Source organism: Microthrixaceae bacterium (assembly GCA_016702505.1).
In the GTDB taxonomy this organism is placed as follows: domain Bacteria; phylum Actinomycetota; class Acidimicrobiia; order Acidimicrobiales; family Iamiaceae; genus Aquihabitans.
Genome location: JADJDU010000012.1, coordinates 1 through 14,136, shown reverse-complemented (window position 1 = coordinate 14,136; position 14,136 = coordinate 1). Strand labels below are relative to the sequence as shown.

At 66.5% G+C, this 14,136-nt stretch carries 31 protein-coding genes and 1 tRNA gene; 19 read left to right on the top strand and 13 right to left on the bottom strand.

The annotated features are described in order from the left end of the window. From IPG97_13180 to IPG97_13120, 13 genes are all read right to left on the bottom strand, one after another. Positions 1-381: a hypothetical protein gene (locus IPG97_13180; protein MBK6857459.1), complete on the bottom strand. Its 381-nt coding sequence runs from the start codon at positions 379-381 to the stop codon at positions 1-3. After that, positions 378-734 carry an HNH endonuclease gene (locus IPG97_13175; protein MBK6857458.1) on the bottom strand — a complete coding sequence of 119 codons (357 nt, stop codon included), beginning with the start codon at positions 732-734 and terminating at the stop codon, positions 378-380. The genes IPG97_13180 and IPG97_13175 overlap by 4 nt, the downstream gene beginning before the upstream one ends. A gap of 249 nt (positions 735-983) precedes the next feature. Continuing rightward, positions 984-1,253 carry a hypothetical protein gene (locus IPG97_13170; GenBank protein MBK6857457.1) on the bottom strand — a complete coding sequence of 90 codons (270 nt, stop codon included), beginning with the start codon at positions 1,251-1,253 and terminating at the stop codon, positions 984-986. Further along, the gene (locus IPG97_13165; protein MBK6857456.1) at positions 1,246-1,578 is read right to left on the bottom strand and encodes a hypothetical protein; all 333 of its coding nucleotides are present in this window, start codon (positions 1,576-1,578) and stop codon (positions 1,246-1,248) included. Before IPG97_13165 ends, IPG97_13170 begins: the two co-directional genes overlap by 8 nt. Continuing rightward, positions 1,575-1,877, bottom strand: coding sequence for a hypothetical protein (locus IPG97_13160; GenBank protein ID MBK6857455.1), 303 nt, complete (start codon positions 1,875-1,877; stop codon positions 1,575-1,577). Before IPG97_13160 ends, IPG97_13165 begins: the two co-directional genes overlap by 4 nt. 58 nt (positions 1,878-1,935) lie before the next feature. Beyond that, the gene (locus tag IPG97_13155) at positions 1,936-2,139 is read right to left on the bottom strand and encodes a hypothetical protein (GenBank protein ID MBK6857454.1); all 204 of its coding nucleotides are present in this window, start codon (positions 2,137-2,139) and stop codon (positions 1,936-1,938) included. Further along, entirely contained in the window at positions 2,136-2,384 is a 249-nt protein-coding gene (locus IPG97_13150) for a hypothetical protein (protein MBK6857453.1), read from the bottom strand. Before IPG97_13150 ends, IPG97_13155 begins: the two co-directional genes overlap by 4 nt. Before the next feature lie 79 nt (positions 2,385-2,463). Next, on the bottom strand, positions 2,464-2,805 hold the full coding sequence (locus IPG97_13145; protein MBK6857452.1) for a hypothetical protein: 342 nt from the start codon (positions 2,803-2,805) through the stop codon (positions 2,464-2,466). Beyond that, a complete protein-coding gene (locus tag IPG97_13140) occupies positions 2,805-3,143 on the bottom strand; it encodes a hypothetical protein (GenBank protein ID MBK6857451.1) in 339 nt (112 codons plus the stop codon). The genes IPG97_13145 and IPG97_13140 overlap by 1 nt, the downstream gene beginning before the upstream one ends. Before the next feature lie 56 nt (positions 3,144-3,199). Then, the gene (locus tag IPG97_13135; GenBank protein ID MBK6857450.1) at positions 3,200-3,910 is read right to left on the bottom strand and encodes a hypothetical protein; all 711 of its coding nucleotides are present in this window, start codon (positions 3,908-3,910) and stop codon (positions 3,200-3,202) included. A gap of 69 nt (positions 3,911-3,979) precedes the next feature. Further along, positions 3,980-4,050, bottom strand: a tRNA-Pro gene (locus IPG97_13130). Between the two features lie 91 nt (positions 4,051-4,141). Next, on the bottom strand, positions 4,142-4,621 hold the full coding sequence (locus IPG97_13125) for a hypothetical protein (GenBank protein ID MBK6857449.1): 480 nt from the start codon (positions 4,619-4,621) through the stop codon (positions 4,142-4,144). Next, positions 4,599-5,462 carry a hypothetical protein gene (locus tag IPG97_13120; GenBank protein MBK6857448.1) on the bottom strand — a complete coding sequence of 288 codons (864 nt, stop codon included), beginning with the start codon at positions 5,460-5,462 and terminating at the stop codon, positions 4,599-4,601. Before IPG97_13120 ends, IPG97_13125 begins: the two co-directional genes overlap by 23 nt. A 1,331-nt stretch (positions 5,463-6,793) precedes the next feature. Here IPG97_13120 and IPG97_13115 point away from each other — a divergent pair. The 19 genes from IPG97_13115 to IPG97_13025 all read left to right on the top strand — a co-directional run. Then, positions 6,794-7,165, top strand: coding sequence for a hypothetical protein (locus IPG97_13115; protein ID MBK6857447.1), 372 nt, complete (start codon positions 6,794-6,796; stop codon positions 7,163-7,165). A gap of 105 nt (positions 7,166-7,270) precedes the next feature. Beyond that, positions 7,271-7,477 (top strand): hypothetical protein, encoded by a 207-nt coding sequence (locus IPG97_13110; protein MBK6857446.1) that lies wholly within the window; start codon positions 7,271-7,273, stop codon positions 7,475-7,477. Between the two features lie 133 nt (positions 7,478-7,610). Next, complete coding sequence (locus IPG97_13105; GenBank protein MBK6857445.1) at positions 7,611-7,808, top strand: hypothetical protein; 198 nt, start codon at positions 7,611-7,613, stop codon at positions 7,806-7,808. Continuing rightward, positions 7,805-8,164, top strand: a complete 360-nt coding sequence (locus IPG97_13100; protein ID MBK6857444.1) for a hypothetical protein — start codon at positions 7,805-7,807, stop codon at positions 8,162-8,164. Before IPG97_13105 ends, IPG97_13100 begins: the two co-directional genes overlap by 4 nt. Then, on the top strand, positions 8,161-8,688 hold the full coding sequence (locus IPG97_13095; protein MBK6857443.1) for a hypothetical protein: 528 nt from the start codon (positions 8,161-8,163) through the stop codon (positions 8,686-8,688). Before IPG97_13100 ends, IPG97_13095 begins: the two co-directional genes overlap by 4 nt. Positions 8,689-8,873: 185 nt before the next feature. Beyond that, on the top strand, positions 8,874-9,107 hold the full coding sequence (locus IPG97_13090; protein ID MBK6857442.1) for a hypothetical protein: 234 nt from the start codon (positions 8,874-8,876) through the stop codon (positions 9,105-9,107). A 106-nt stretch (positions 9,108-9,213) separates the two neighbouring features. Further along, positions 9,214-9,693 (top strand): hypothetical protein, encoded by a 480-nt coding sequence (locus tag IPG97_13085; GenBank protein MBK6857441.1) that lies wholly within the window; start codon positions 9,214-9,216, stop codon positions 9,691-9,693. Continuing rightward, on the top strand, positions 9,690-9,956 hold the full coding sequence (locus tag IPG97_13080) for a hypothetical protein (protein MBK6857440.1): 267 nt from the start codon (positions 9,690-9,692) through the stop codon (positions 9,954-9,956). Before IPG97_13085 ends, IPG97_13080 begins: the two co-directional genes overlap by 4 nt. Beyond that, positions 9,953-10,252, top strand: a complete 300-nt coding sequence (locus IPG97_13075) for a hypothetical protein (protein MBK6857439.1) — start codon at positions 9,953-9,955, stop codon at positions 10,250-10,252. The genes IPG97_13080 and IPG97_13075 overlap by 4 nt, the downstream gene beginning before the upstream one ends. A gap of 60 nt (positions 10,253-10,312) precedes the next feature. Beyond that, entirely contained in the window at positions 10,313-10,861 is a 549-nt protein-coding gene (locus tag IPG97_13070; protein MBK6857438.1) for a hypothetical protein, read from the top strand. Continuing rightward, on the top strand, positions 10,858-11,130 hold the full coding sequence (locus IPG97_13065) for a hypothetical protein (GenBank protein ID MBK6857437.1): 273 nt from the start codon (positions 10,858-10,860) through the stop codon (positions 11,128-11,130). The genes IPG97_13070 and IPG97_13065 overlap by 4 nt, the downstream gene beginning before the upstream one ends. 175 nt (positions 11,131-11,305) lie before the next feature. Next, complete coding sequence (locus tag IPG97_13060; protein MBK6857436.1) at positions 11,306-11,527, top strand: hypothetical protein; 222 nt, start codon at positions 11,306-11,308, stop codon at positions 11,525-11,527. Positions 11,528-11,633: 106 nt separating this feature from the next. Then, positions 11,634-12,011, top strand: a complete 378-nt coding sequence (locus tag IPG97_13055) for a hypothetical protein (GenBank protein ID MBK6857435.1) — start codon at positions 11,634-11,636, stop codon at positions 12,009-12,011. A gap of 115 nt (positions 12,012-12,126) precedes the next feature. Beyond that, complete coding sequence (locus IPG97_13050) at positions 12,127-12,441, top strand: hypothetical protein (protein ID MBK6857434.1); 315 nt, start codon at positions 12,127-12,129, stop codon at positions 12,439-12,441. After that, the gene (locus tag IPG97_13045; GenBank protein MBK6857433.1) at positions 12,438-12,722 is read left to right on the top strand and encodes a hypothetical protein; all 285 of its coding nucleotides are present in this window, start codon (positions 12,438-12,440) and stop codon (positions 12,720-12,722) included. Before IPG97_13050 ends, IPG97_13045 begins: the two co-directional genes overlap by 4 nt. Further along, positions 12,713-12,994, top strand: coding sequence for a hypothetical protein (locus IPG97_13040; GenBank protein MBK6857432.1), 282 nt, complete (start codon positions 12,713-12,715; stop codon positions 12,992-12,994). The genes IPG97_13045 and IPG97_13040 overlap by 10 nt, the downstream gene beginning before the upstream one ends. Continuing rightward, the gene (locus tag IPG97_13035; protein MBK6857431.1) at positions 12,987-13,619 is read left to right on the top strand and encodes a hypothetical protein; all 633 of its coding nucleotides are present in this window, start codon (positions 12,987-12,989) and stop codon (positions 13,617-13,619) included. Before IPG97_13040 ends, IPG97_13035 begins: the two co-directional genes overlap by 8 nt. Then, complete coding sequence (locus IPG97_13030) at positions 13,616-13,876, top strand: hypothetical protein (GenBank protein MBK6857430.1); 261 nt, start codon at positions 13,616-13,618, stop codon at positions 13,874-13,876. Before IPG97_13035 ends, IPG97_13030 begins: the two co-directional genes overlap by 4 nt. Then, positions 13,873-14,136: ERF family protein (locus tag IPG97_13025; GenBank protein MBK6857429.1), on the top strand; the 264-nt coding region annotated here is incomplete at its 3' end. The genes IPG97_13030 and IPG97_13025, both read left to right, overlap by 4 nt.

Sequence of the window (14,136 nt, the reverse complement as noted above, 5' to 3'; positions counted from 1 at the left end):
TCACTCCTTGTGGGTGATGATGACCCGGATGCCGGTCTTGGCGGTCGGGTCCTTGATGGGTGCGAGGAAGCAGACGTAGGCGACGTGGGTGCCGTTGTCGTCGGGGACGACGCCGTGGTCCACGATGCCGTCGATGATGCCCTTGGCGGTCGGGTGGATCGCGTCGGGGTCGGGGAGGGGACCCTTGGGGTAGATCGGCTGGAACATGATGCCGATGCGGTCGAGGCCCTTGGGGACCTTCGCCATGCGGCAGCCCTGGAGGCCGGCCTCGCGCCACGCCTTGCGGATCTTGGCCGACTGGTGGTGGTGGACGTTGCGCTCCGCGTTGGCGAGGTGTGGTCGGCCCAGGTGTGTGATGTCGAACACGTAGACGCCGCTCATCCGGCGTCCTTCTTCGCTGCCTGCCTCTTGGCGTAGTTCAGGCGGACACAGACCCGGCACACGTTGTTACCGTCAGGTCTGACGTAGGTGTTCTCAGCGTTGCGCGGATGGCCGCGCAGGCAAGCCCCCTGCTTGATGGCGATGGCCGAGGGGGCGAACCCTCGAATCCAGTTCTCCCGGGCCGTGACAGGTTCCAAGTGGTCGGGGTTACAGCAGATTCGGTTCCGACACAAATGGTCCAGTTGGAGCCCGTCCGGCACCGGGCCGCGGAGTGCTTCGTAGGCGTAGCGGTGTGAGGATGTGCCGCGAAGCCTGCCGTACCCCTTACTGCCGTCCTTGGTCCCCAACCACACCCAGCACCCATTCGGGCCACTCTTGTCCACCCTGGTCCAGAACCATTCTGCCCGCGAGGGGCGGACGCCTGACGGGTCTCCGTACTTCTTCCAGCGGTGGTAGTGGGCATGACACCAGCCACGCGCCCATGCCCAACGGTCACACCCCTCAATCGTGCAGGGGCCTCGGCCATGATCCTTCCCCCTCACGTCGCGAGCCAGTCGATGGTGAAGGTCCAGCAGGTCACGACTCGGCTCCGTGTCCGTCGATCACGCGGTATTGGCCTTGCGGGCCGCTTCCTTCTTCGTGTCCTCGATGAACATAAGGATCAGCCGAAGCTCGTGCAGGATCGGCGGGCCGAAGGCGAGCGACACGGACTCCACGCGCTCGTCCTTGGGCCACGGGCCGTCGGTGAGGGTGAGGTCGAGCATCTTCACGAAGTCGAAGCCGATGAAGTCGCAGGCCGCTTGGGCCACGGCCCACAGGTAGCCCGAGTCCTTCGGGCCGGCATCCATGTAGACGCTGATCGGGTCACCCACGGTCATCCACCTCGTAGGGGGTGACGAGGTAGGTGAAGTCGCCCGCCTCGTAGGTGAAGATGCCATCCCGGCCAGACCGCTCGAAGGAGCCGTGGGTGTCCTCGATCCACGCCTCGGCCTCGTCGGGGGACGAGAACACGCCGTCCACGAAGGTGAGGTCGTCGTAGAACGACTGGAGGACGTAGACCTCGGCGGGTGAGCCGACCGGCCTGGCCACCGCGATCTTGGGGGCTGGGTTGTCCTCGGTGGCGATCCCGAATCCGAGCAGGAACGCGACCGAGGCGATGAGGACGCCGCCGAGGGCGAACTTGGTGTCTCGGGTCACAGCGCCACCGTCCGCTCGTGGAAGTCCTCGTTGGGCTTGGGGCCGACGTAGGTGACGTAGATGTCGGCCTTCCCGTCCTTGACGTTGCGGCACGTCGCGAAGAACTCCCCGGCTTCACAGCCGCTCATCTCGCCGCGCTTGATCCTGCTGGCGAGGGTCGGGTGGTGCTTGTCGATCTTCACCACGGCGCCGGGGTTGGCCCGGAGGTGCTCGAACAGGGGGACGTACTTGCCGCCAGGGTTGATGAACCGCTTGGGCTTGGGGATCTCGTTGACGAGGGTGAACTTGATGTCGGGCATGGGCTTGCCTCCTGGGTAGGGGTTGATGGATGGACTGTAATGCATGTTGGCGATGGGGTCAAGAACTCTCGCGGTTGATCCCTGCCATGAGGGAACTGTGAAGCTGGACGGCCATCTGCTCGGCTGCCGCCTCCGAGAATCCAGCCTCCATGCAGGACTCGCGGTAGGAGGACATCGCGTCGGGGATGGAGCGCACGGACTCCATGAGGTGCATGAGGGCGAACCCCATCATCATCGTCGGGCTGTCGTCGCTGTCCGTCACGACGCGCTCGTCTTGGGGCGGTTGATCGCATCGAGCTGCGTCCGGGTGAGGACCGGGTGGTCGAAGGCGGTCAGCATGGCCTCGATGGTCCCCCGAAGCTCGTCAGGGGACTCGTAGGACTGCACGTCCGCCGCGGTGTAGCCCCGGACGGACCCGTCGTGGTTGTAGAACACCTCGATGATGTCGTAGGTGGGGCCGAACAGGTCGTGCTCGGTCAGCAGGACTTGGTGGTTCCAGGTGGTCATGTGGCCTCCTTGGTGGCAGGGTTCATGGCTGATTCCTGACCATTCCGGTCGGGAATGGGGGAAATGGTGGGAATGGCGATCACCTGACCGCCCTGGCGGCGAAGGACCAGAGATCCTCACCCTCGCGCCGGAGGCAGGTGCGGCCCCTGACGACCACCCGGGTCACGGCGTGGGACTCGTGGGCCTCGAAGCCCTGCATAGACCGCACGATGGCGCGGATCACGGAGATGTCCACGGGATCGGGGTCCGCGAGCCCGTGCTTGGCTCGTTCGGCGGCGATGCGCCGGCCGAGGCCGTCCAGCATCTCCTTGGCGCCCTCGGGGTCCGAGAGCGGGTACCGGTTCGCGAGGAAGTAGCCGCGCTCGTAGCCGGTGGGTTCGCGGGTCCTCAGCCGATCGACGGTCACGGAGAAGATCGGCATCAGCCCGCATCCTCCCCGGCCAGGAAGCGTCGGGCCAGCTCCGAACCGACGGCGGTGACGACGGCGTGGGGTTCCATCGCGGCGGCCCCTACGGCACGGGAGACCTTGCGGATCGGGTCCAGCTCGCACAGTTCGTCGTCAATGGAGCCGATGAGTCCGACGGCCATCATGAACCCGGCGATGGAGTCCACCGAGAGGTTCAGGCCGTCAGCGAGGATCTGGTCGACCACGCTGTCGACATGGGGCTTGAGGCCGGAGCCCTCGTACTCCTTGGCGTGCTCGGTGAGCAGGTCGGCCGAGGCGCAGGGGCGGCGGAGGTATTCGTTGGGGTCGGACATGGGGGGCCTCCTTGGGGTAGGGAACGCCCTCATCGTAATGCAAGTTCAGGTAGGGGTCAAGAAGGAGCGCCGATGTCGCTGGGGGTCAGCAGACGAGACTCGATCTCGGTCATCAGCCCGGCGAGGTCGTCGCGAGTGGTGTCGTTGGGGATGTCGATGCGGAACTCCCGACGCTTGCCGGGCCGGTCGGGGTTGGGGATGCCGAGGGTGAACTTGATGCGGCCGTTCTTGCGGTGGGGGTTGGTCGGCGGGGACTTGAGGATCTGCCCCCGGCGCGAGACTGCACCTGCGGCCCGGTAGGCGGTGAACACCTCGCCGCACTCGCGGTAGTACCGCTCGATGTCGGCCCGGAACCACCGACGGTGACGCTCTCCGACGGTGGAGGGGATCGGCTGGGGGAAGCAGGGGCGCTCGGCGTGCTGACGGACCCGCTCACGGGTGATCCCGAGCACGGCGGCGATGTCGGTCAGGTTCACCCCCGGGCGAGGGGTGGGGAGGGGCTTGGGCTTGGGTGGGGGTGGGAGCGTGAGGCGCTGGTGGTACCCGGTCAGCCAGGGCCGGCCTCGGAACCCGGCGCGCTGGGCCTCCTGGATGGTGTTCACGTTCTCCCCCGTGAGGGCTTTCCAGTCGCCCTGGAGGGTGCGGCTCTCGAAGAAGGCGCTCTCCAGCAGGAACCGCATGAGCTTGCGCCGCTGAGCGACGTGGGCTCGGTACTCGCCGCTCCAGCGGGCGTAGGGGGTGCAGTCGTCGGCAGTCGGGTCCAGCATTTGGCATCTCCTCGGTAGGGAACGCCACTCACTGTAATGCAAGTAGGGCTGGAACGCAAGAGATGGCGGTCGGGGTGGAGGGAGTCAAACCCTCGCCAGACGGTCCCGAACCGCCCGTGCAGCCGTTACACCACACCCCGGAGAATGCACGGGGTGTTACGGCCCGTCAGACCGTCAGCCCCGCCATCGCGGGGTAGGTGGGACCTGGGTGGAGCGCATGGCGAAACCGTACTACAGGCGGATTTGGGGTGCAAGGAGCCCAAGCAGGGACAGCGGGTAGACCTCGAAGTCCGCGAACATGAACTTGTCCACCCGTTGCCGCGCCAGGGTGGCGTTGCGGGCGTCGATGTCGAATCCGACGGCATCTCGCTCCAACTCATTCGCCACCATGAGGGTGGTGCCGGAGCCGGCGAACGGGTCGAGGACGACGCCGGGGCGCCACTTGGTGCCGTCGTCGGGGCACTCGCACTCCGACCAGCCGATGGTGGTGGTGGAGCGCACGACGTGCCCGGGGTTGCCGCCGTCGACCTCCCACGCGTTCACGCTTTCCCCCTTGCGGTCCCCATCGAAGTGGTTGACCACTCTGCCGCCGGTGGTGCTCACGTACTCCGGCTCCGACGTGATCCGTTCCGATGGTGCCCCGCACACGGTGCACACCTTCGCCGGGACCATCGACTTGATCGGCCGCTCACACAGCGCCGGGGGATACACGGCGTAGTGGCTGGGGGGGGGCGGCCTCGGCGTGCGGGGGCCGGGGGCGCGCTGCGGGGGGGGGGGGCCGGCCCCGGGGGGGCCGGGGGGGCCGGCGCCCCCCCCCCCCGCTGTAGGGGGCGGTGGGGATCACCCAGTAGTCGAGCGGCGGGGCACCGTTGGGGTTGGACGCACCATCACCGCCCACCTTCCCCGCGTCGCGGTGCCCCGTGCGAGCGCGTGACGCATCGTCGGGGTGCTTGTGCGCCGTCCGCACCGCGTCGAGGTCGAAGTACCGCTTGCCGTACGGCGTAGCGATCGTCATGTAGCTCGTGGCGGGTCGGAACTTGTCGCCCAACGCACCCACCGGCGGGTTCGGACGGCACCACGCCACCACGTTCCGCACCCGCCACCGCCCAGCGGGCGACTCCTCGCCGGTGAGCAGGTTCCGCCCGTAGGCGAGCGACAGGTGGTACAGGTGCGGAATCCCGCACAGAGACTTCGGGAGGGGCCAGCCTCGGGCGGGGGTGCGACGCGACCAGTTGCCGCCGTCGGGGTGGTACGTCGGATCATCGCCGTTGCCTGAGCCGCTGTACGTGTCCCCGAGCTCCACACAGATCGACCCGTGCGGGGCCAGCACCCGCCGCCACTCGGCCGTGAGCGCAAGCAACGTGTCGAGGAACGTCGCCGGGTCAGGCTCCGACCCGATCTCGCGATGCTTGTCCGGGTGATCGGCTGGCAGATAGGACCGCAACGCCAGGAACGGCGGCGAGGTCATCACGAGGTCCACGGACCCATCCGGGGTGGCGGCGAGGCAGTCCCGCACGTCACCGACGATGTAAGTGGAGCGGTTGATGGTCACAGATGGCCTCCAGGTGTGTAGGGGTGGTCCTCAAACCGTACTACATGTTCGGTCCATCCGTCCATGTGGCGTTGGTCACGTTCTCGAGCGCCCTCAGCACCCCTCAGACCCCCTCGATGCACCCCGTTCTCCACCCCCAGATGCAATACATCCTGGTAAACACCGTTTTCGACGGCCCATTTCCGCAGGTCAGCCCCCATTTCCCCCCAAATAGGTAGGGATTAGGGTCGCTTGACATCGAGGCGAGATCGTTGTCCACCATCCCGACTTGAAATCGCGGCGGAGAGGCGATTAACGTGACCGGCGTCCCCTTGGCTTCGGGGGTACCCCGATGGTGAGGGTGACCCAAGCGAGGAACGAGCAAGGGCGGGAGGCGGACAGAGGGAGGCTGCGCCACCCATCTCGGCGTCCCCTTGGGTTTGTCTGGCCCTTCGAGGGTGCCAGGTGGTTTCCCTAGACCCACTCTCGGGCCGGAGCGGCCTCCCTGGTGGTTGGCCAGTCGCGTCCGGGGTTCGGTCTGGTCGGCGGAGCGATGTTTCATTGGTAAACATCGGCTGAGTTGCAATACGAGTTGACCGGCGACCGAGGCGAGATGGCGAGCGCTACGGCGAACCGAGCCCGCCGGCCGATTTGCGAGTAAACCCCAGTGTATCAAACCCTAGCGGTACTTGTCAAGTCCTAGTCTTGTGACATATCGCACACTAGGAATCGCTTCAGTTCTATCGCTCATGGGCCGATACTGGAGCCATGACGACTTCACCCCGATCAACGTTCCCCGCGCCCATTGGCGCGGTCGTTCGCGCGTCCGTACTCGGCAAGCCCCTCACGGCATCTGTGACCGGCTACACCATCCGGACCTTCGGCGCCCACGAACACTGGACCGACGTACCGTGCTACATCCTCGATCGGTTCGGCGCATGGCCAGTCCGTGATTGCGAGGTAGTCAAGTGACCTTCCTCCGCATCACCTTCCGCACCATCACCTTCCTGCCCAGCGCGATCCTCACCCTCGTGGGGATGCTGCTGACCCTCACCGGATGTCTCCTCATGGCTCTAGGGCTCACCCTGCGAATCTGTGGTGGTCTCATGAGTGGAGTGCTCATCGTCACATGTACGCGCCGAGCGTGCGCTAGGCCGCTATGTGATGTTTGTCCGATCGGACGATCATGGTTTCTGGGATGCCATCGGACCTACTACGCGAAAGGTTGCCGATGGTTACCTTTCGGAATGGGTCGCCGCGAACGTCCCTGTTGACGAGGGCGTCGACCTTTAGGTCAATCGACCCCCACCCCTACCCCTACCCCTACCCCTACCCCTAGAGGAGATAAGACAATGTTCTACGCTGGATCTAACATCCCTGGCTTTCTGCCGATGGCAGACAGCCCCGCCATGTTCGCTACGTTCGCGGATGCGAAGGCCTGGCTACTGGATGAGCTATCCACCGACGACCCCGAGCGTGGCGACGCCATGAGCGCGATTGCCGAAGATCTCAACTTGTGCAGATCACATGGCGAAACCGAGTTCTACGATGTTGCCTTCAGTGTCGATGACGATGGCGAACCAGAGGCTCATGACCTCGGCATTGCCTACTGGATCACATGGGAGGCTACCGACTGCGCCCATTGCGGCCAACAGGCCACGATGGTGGGCGAGGACCCTAGCTCATGGGAGGATCTTCCCGTGTGCGAAGCGTGTCACGCCTAGAGATCGGTAGGTCTAGCTACCCTCCCCCGGCCACGGCGGGACGGGGGAGGGTATCGGGACCGATCGGTACCCACGAAACCCTACCTAGCCTAGGAGGCTACCTAAATGCAACGATCAGATATCCCTACTCCTCGCACCGTCCGCACCGCTACGGCGCACGCGCCTGCCAGGATCACGCGCCAGATCAAGCGGACCGCGGTTCGTGCCGAACGGCGCAACGTGGCCGCGGAGATCGCGGCCGCGGTCGCGGAGCTGCACGCGTTCGACGGTGAGACGATTGACCATCGGCCCACCCGCACCGCGAACCAATAGGTAGGATCTACTAGACGCCTAGGGCACCCTAGGTTATAAAGGTCTCACCCCCTCGGTGATCGGAATCTACCGGCCCACCCCCCCCCCCCCCCGGGTGGGCCGGTAGCTCCCGACAATCGGGAACCCCTACAACATGAGCCCTGGAGGCTATGAGATGCACCAATCAGACTTCCCCACCCCTCGCGCCGTCCGCAACGCGACGGCCTACGCGCCGGCCAGGATCACGCGCCAGGCTAAGCGAACCGCGGCGCGGTTCGAACGGCGCAACGTGGCCGCGGAGATCGCGGCCGCGGTCGCGGAGCTGCACGCCGACGCGGAGGTGGACGCGTGAGCACCCCCACCCCCACCCCCACCCCCACCCCCACCCCCTACCGCCGAACCGTCTACCTCGCGGAAGGGTGCCGACCGGCCCCTGACCCCTCGCGGCTCTTTCGGCCCCTCGCTGACCTCGCCCACGAGGGCCACTACACGCCATCGGACCTCATGCACGATGCCGCCTGGCTTATGGCGCACGCCACCGGCCCCGTCATATTCTACTGGGCGGCGCGGTCGGGCGGCGGAACCGCCATCGGCACAGACCCCGCGCTGGTCTCGTGGCCGGGGTATGGTGGCGACTCCTACCGGGTGACCGTGACCCGCGAGGAGCGCGGCCATTGGACCGCCACCGTCGAGGGGGTGAACGCGTGAGCCGCTTCGATACCCTCCCCTCCCCTCTCCCTCTCCCCCCCGGGGCGCGTGAACTGTTCTACGAGTGGCACGGTGGCCAGTGGTCGGCCCTCTACTCCGCGGCATCGTGTGATGGCATCGTGCGATGGTCGACGGTCTCCCGACTGGCCCGCGAGCTGGAGAATGACGCGGCCGACGCGGCGCGATCCGATGATCCTGCCGTGTCCGCGGATGCCCGGGACCTCGCGGAGCTGGCCCGGTGGGCCGAAACGCTCGCGGAGACGAACCCCTACGCCGCGGGGTACCTCCCGGTGCCCGACTCCGGTGGCTACATGCTCGCGGCGGTCACCGACGACGGCGGTACGTTGTGCGAGTGGTGCGTTGTCGACCCCGGCAACCCCTGCCACCCGTCCGCCGACGGCAATGATGGCGACGGGTGGGCCGTCGTCGCGTGGACTCACTCCGGTGATGTGGACGGCCCTGAATGGTGCGATCATTGCGGCCGCGAGTGGACTGGACACAACCCCGACGATGGCGACGATTGACCATCGGCCCACCCGCACCGCGAACCAATAGGTAGGATCTACTAGACGCCTAGGGCACCCTAGGTTATAAAGGTCTCACCCCCTCGGTGATCGGAATCTACCGGCCCACCCCCCACCCCCCCCGGGTGGGCCGGTAGCTCCCGACAATCGGGAACCCCTACAACATGAGCCCTGGAGGCTAAGCAATGACCACCGAAACCTACGTTCACAGTTTCGCCCCTACCTACCGGTCCTCGCGGCTCGCGGGAACCCCCTACCGGCCCTGCCTGGAACCGGGGTGTGATGTCGTCACGCTAGACCCCCTGCACGACATCGACACCTACCGCGAGGACGGCGGATTTGCCGCGGTGTGTGCGTGCGGGGAGACCGCGCACGCGGCGACCGAGGACGCCGCCATCGACGCGCTAGCGTGCCAGTAGCCCCCCTACCCCCCCGCCTGAAATGGGCCAAACGAACTAGTTGACAACCTAGGGTGACCTAGGGAAGATAGAGACGAAACCCCTACACAAGCCTGGAGGCTACGAAATGACCAGTACCACCCCCGTCCTGCCCACCTTCCGCAACTTCTCAACCTGGCACCTGGCCGACCTCGCGGGGTGCGGATCGCCCGACCGCCCCGACGGTATCGGCGTGAGCCCTCCCGCTGACATGTCCACCGTGCAGCCCACCCCCGGGGCGTTGTTCCTCCGGTGGGTGGCGGATGACCTCGCGGAACGGATCGCGTACATCTTCGAGGACCTCGACCCCGCGTGCTGTGACCTCGCCCGCGAGCTTGAGGAGGAGCTGCGCGAGGTTGCCGACGGGGCCGTACCCGTCTACACGGGCGAGCGGTGGGCCGTGTTTGCCGACCTCGCCGCGTACAACGAGGACCCCGGCGACATCGGCGGATGGCCCGCTGACCTCACCGATGCGGCCGGCGTGGCCCTCTACATGATCGCGGAGCGACTGGCCCTGGCCCTGGTCGAATCGTGGGCCGAGGAACTGGCCGCGGAGGTGGACGCGTGAAGGTGCCCCCGGCCACCCTGGAGGCAATGCGCGACGCGATCGCCCCGCTCGACACCCCCACCGCCCGCTGCGCGTACCTGCGCGGGGAGTTCCCCCGGGCCGAGCTGGTCAAGGATCTTGACCGTCGGTATCGGTGGGACCTACTACACGCGGCCCTGCCGGCATCGTGGATCTGCGCGGAGTTGTACGACGACGCGGGGTGCCATGACGCCCATATCGACACGGCCCTACGCGCCATCGTGCCCCCCCTGGTGGACGCGTGAGCGTGCAGGTCGAGTGCTCGGTATGCGGCGGTGGATTCCCGCTGCACGATTACAACGTCTGCCAGGGCGGGCGATGGCTCCCCGCTGTCACCCGGCGCGACGTGATGGAAGTCCTGGCCGACGTGGGCACGCTAGGGGACGCCGCGGCCCTCCTCGGCGTGCGCCCGACCCGCGTTAGCAACTGGGCGGCGCGCCATGAGGACTTCCCCGCCCCTGTCGGCCGTGTCGGCCGATGGCCCGTCTACATCCTGTCCGCCATCGTGACATGGGCGGAATCGTCCGATCGAATCGCTTGACTTTCCCTGTCACCTAGGTAAGATACACCTATCCCTACTGCGCCCCGGAGGTGCCACATGATGACCGAAACCCCCCCCACCCCCTCCCCCCTCACCCCCGACGAGGTGCTGGCCCGCGACCTCGTTGCCGGCGATCCTTCCTTCGGTGCTCCGGCATCACTCACCCTGCCCGACGGCCGGAAGCTCGTCATGGTCATCGACCACGACGAGTGGTCGAACCCGATGGATGACATGGGGGAGGGGACCTGGACCGGACGTGTCGAGTTCAGCAACCGCGACCCCTACACCGGGCACGACCGACGGCCCGACGGAATGGACGGCCGAGCCCGCAAGCTCCGCGTGGGCCGCGGTGGCGATCCGGTCTGGTGGCAGGTGCCCGCCGACGTGCCCGACGATGCCATCCCCACGATGGCCCGCAACATTGAGGATCTACTTGAGTACGGCTACTCCGTCGTCGTTGTCAAGCTCCGCGAGACCGTGACCGACTCCCGCGGCGAAGCCCACACCGTGACCGTCAGCATGGCTTCGATGGGCGGGATCGAGCCCTTCCCTGACGCCGACTACCTAGCCGACGTGGCCGCGGATCTGGTCGCGGAGGTGCTCGCGTGAGCACGATGACCTACTACTACGACGGACACGCGCCATGCGAGGTGCTCCACACCTGGGCCGACGGTTTCGGCAACTGGCATGTCACCCTGGAAACCGAGGGGGTGCGGGCCACCATCCCCCCCGCCGCGGAGGCTCGCGATGCCATCGTGGCGGAGCTGGAGGATCGTGGATCGCCGTCCTTCGACCCGGCAAGCATCGGCGTTCGGCTTGAGGAAGTCATGCCCACCGATCGCGGCATCCAGTGGGTTTACGCGGAGGTGCCGGCGTGATCCGCCACGCGGGCGGAACCCCCGATGCTCGGTATGAGGTTGTTCGGATCGGACATAGCCACAACACGGAAGGCTGTTACGAGGCTCGGTTTTGCGGGGAATGGGTTACGTTGTCCCGAACCGAGCAAGGGGCATGGGAAGGCGCAAAGCGCCACCAACGGAACCGGGGTATGGCATGACCTCGGTTGACCGATGGCTCACTACCGACCCTCGCGACGAGGAATGGTGCCAGTACGAGGAATGGTGCTCGGTCAATGAGCTGGACCCTTGCGGGCCAGATGGCGAGGTCGACCCGGATAACTGGGAAGCGTTCCAAGAAGCATTGGAGCCGGAGTACGACCCGGAGCCGGATTACGAACCCTTCCGCGATGATCCGTCGCTCGACTACCTCGCATGACGACCGAAAACACTCGCCCGTCTAGTGTTCGAGGAAGGGCAAGTGACCCCTTGACCGCGAAACCCTCAAGCATTACCATGATGACGAAACCCTACGAAGGAGACCTATGACCCCCTACTACATCTGCAACAACCTCCACCCCGTCAAGCGCGAGAACTGCCCCGCCTGTGGTGAACAGTTCCTCCCCGAACTCGACCCCGGCGAGGTGCGGGCCAGACTCGAAACCGAGGTGGCTACCGTCGCCCGCGCCCTGCGCGAAGCGTTCCCTTCCATCCCTTGCGACGAGGATGGACGGGAGGATTACGCCGCGATCGCCGAAGTTGCCCTGTCGGCGTCATCCCACGTCGGATGGATCGGCAGCGATCTCCACGCCGCCGTCTGGATCGACCACCCCTACCAATCCAGCCATGTCACCGTGCAAGGATGGCTCGGGGACGAGGGCGAGACCCTCGTGGAGACCCTGCCGGTGGAGGTGTGGTCGTGATCCGCCACGCGGACGGAACCACCGAGGCACGCGCCTCGTTGGGCCAGCGGCCCGCCCTAGTCGCCCTCCCGGTGCTGTTCGCGTGGTACTGGACCCAGGACCCCGAGGTGGTCCCGTGAGGCCCCACAAGCTCTACGAGTACGACACGGCTCTCGGCCCCCTCCCCCTCCCCCCGGGCTCCACCGGCGAACCTACCGCCCTCGTGCTAATCGAGTGCCCGTACTGCCCGACGATGGTGCCCTGGAACTCCACCGGGGAGTACCGGACCAGCCTCGCAGGCCGCAACCGCCGCACCGTCACCGACGACGACGGCAACGTCCGCCCCCTGTGCCTCTCCTGCTCGTGGGAGATCACCGTGGCCGAACAGGACGCCCGGGAGGCGCGGGAGACCGCGTGGGCCGACTACGAGCGGGACGGGGCATACGAGTGACGACGCCCGAGTACCGCGAGAAGATCAACGCCGAGTTCCCCGAGTACCGCACCATCCACTCCACGCGGATCGAGAAGGCGACCCGCATCCTCATCAACGAGTACCCCCTGGAGTACGACGACCTGCTCCGAACCGGCCCCTCGTGCCAATGGGCGAAGGCCGAGCTGCGCCGCCGACACAACGCGGAGTGGCGGGCCATCCTCGCCACCGTGCCCGGGACCGTGCGGGACGTGCGCCTCGGGCTCACCTTGGAGCGGCTGAAGGAGTGGCCGTGGAACTGACCAGCCACCCCGACCCGCCGTCCTGGTACTTCCAGGTCGCGTGGGACCTGTTCCTCACCGACAACGAGGACGACCTCCGGTCCCTCACCGAAGAAGCCCTCCGGGGCTACGACCACTACGAGCTGGTCCGAGCACTGGCCCTCACCGCCGTCCCCCTCATCGTTGCCCTGCGCGACACGGGCGGCAAGCGCCTGTTCGACAAGCTCGTGGCCGACCACCTGCAAGCGATCAACGAGGCCCTCAACCCCAAGGAGATCCATCCCCATGTCTGACGAGATCCACCCCCGGGCCACCGAGCCCGACAACCTGCCCGCCGCCACCGAGGCCCTTCCCGAGCCGTCCCGAAACTCCGACATCATCTACAACCTGCGACTCCTGTTCGCACAGATGGACGACCGACGGGCCGAACTCGCCAAGGCCGGCGACGTGGAGTCCCTGGCCCACGGTGCGGCCGACGTGGACCTTCTCGCCTCCGAGCTGTCCACCATCAAGAGATCCGCCCAGACCGACATCGCGAAGATCTTCGCTGAGACCGGCGAACACAAGCGAGAGATCCCCAACCTCGGCGTGGTCGAGGTCAAGGGCGGGTTCGACCGCAAGAACTGGAAGTCCCGCGACGTACTCCGAGAGGTCATCTTCCGAGCACTCGTAGACCCCGAGACCGGCGAGTGGTACAACCCCGACGCCGACGCGATCGACGTTGCCAAGACCATCGAGGCCGCGATCGCCAACTGCATCGGCATGACCGGATCGACATCATGGAAGGTCGGGGAGCGGTCGGCCGACGGCACCTACAAGGGCGGGCTCCGCTCGGTCGGCATCCAACCCGAGGACTACTGCGACGAGGTGGAGAAGCCCCGCCTCGCCATCATCCCCAAGCGAAAGGCAACGACATGACCTACCAGACCATCCCCGCCCCACCCCCCATCCCCCGGGCCGGAGGGAGGCCCCGTCTATGGGAGGACCTCGCCACCGCCATCCGTGAGTCCGGTGAGTGGGTCGTCGTCCCCCCCGAGGGGCGATCCACCACCAATGAGTCGCTCATGGTGACGCTCCGCAAGGTCTACTTCCCCGACCACAAGCTCAAGTCCCGCAACGACAAGGCCGGCAACCTCTACGTCAAGCTCGGCCAGCCTAAGGAGACCGCCCGATGACCACCGCCCATGAAGCCTGGAACGACGTGATGCGTGACGTCCGAGAGATCCGCAAGGACGAACGCGCCTCCGGTGGGGGAGCCAACTACAACTTCCGAGGCATCGACGCCGTGATGAACGCGGTCGGCCCCATCTTCCGCGACCACGGCGTCTCCTGCGTCCCGGTGGAGATCAAGAACGTGATGACGCGTGACTTCACCTCCAAGACTGGCACCAGGATGCACGAGGCCATCGTCATCGTGCGTTACCGGGTGACTGGA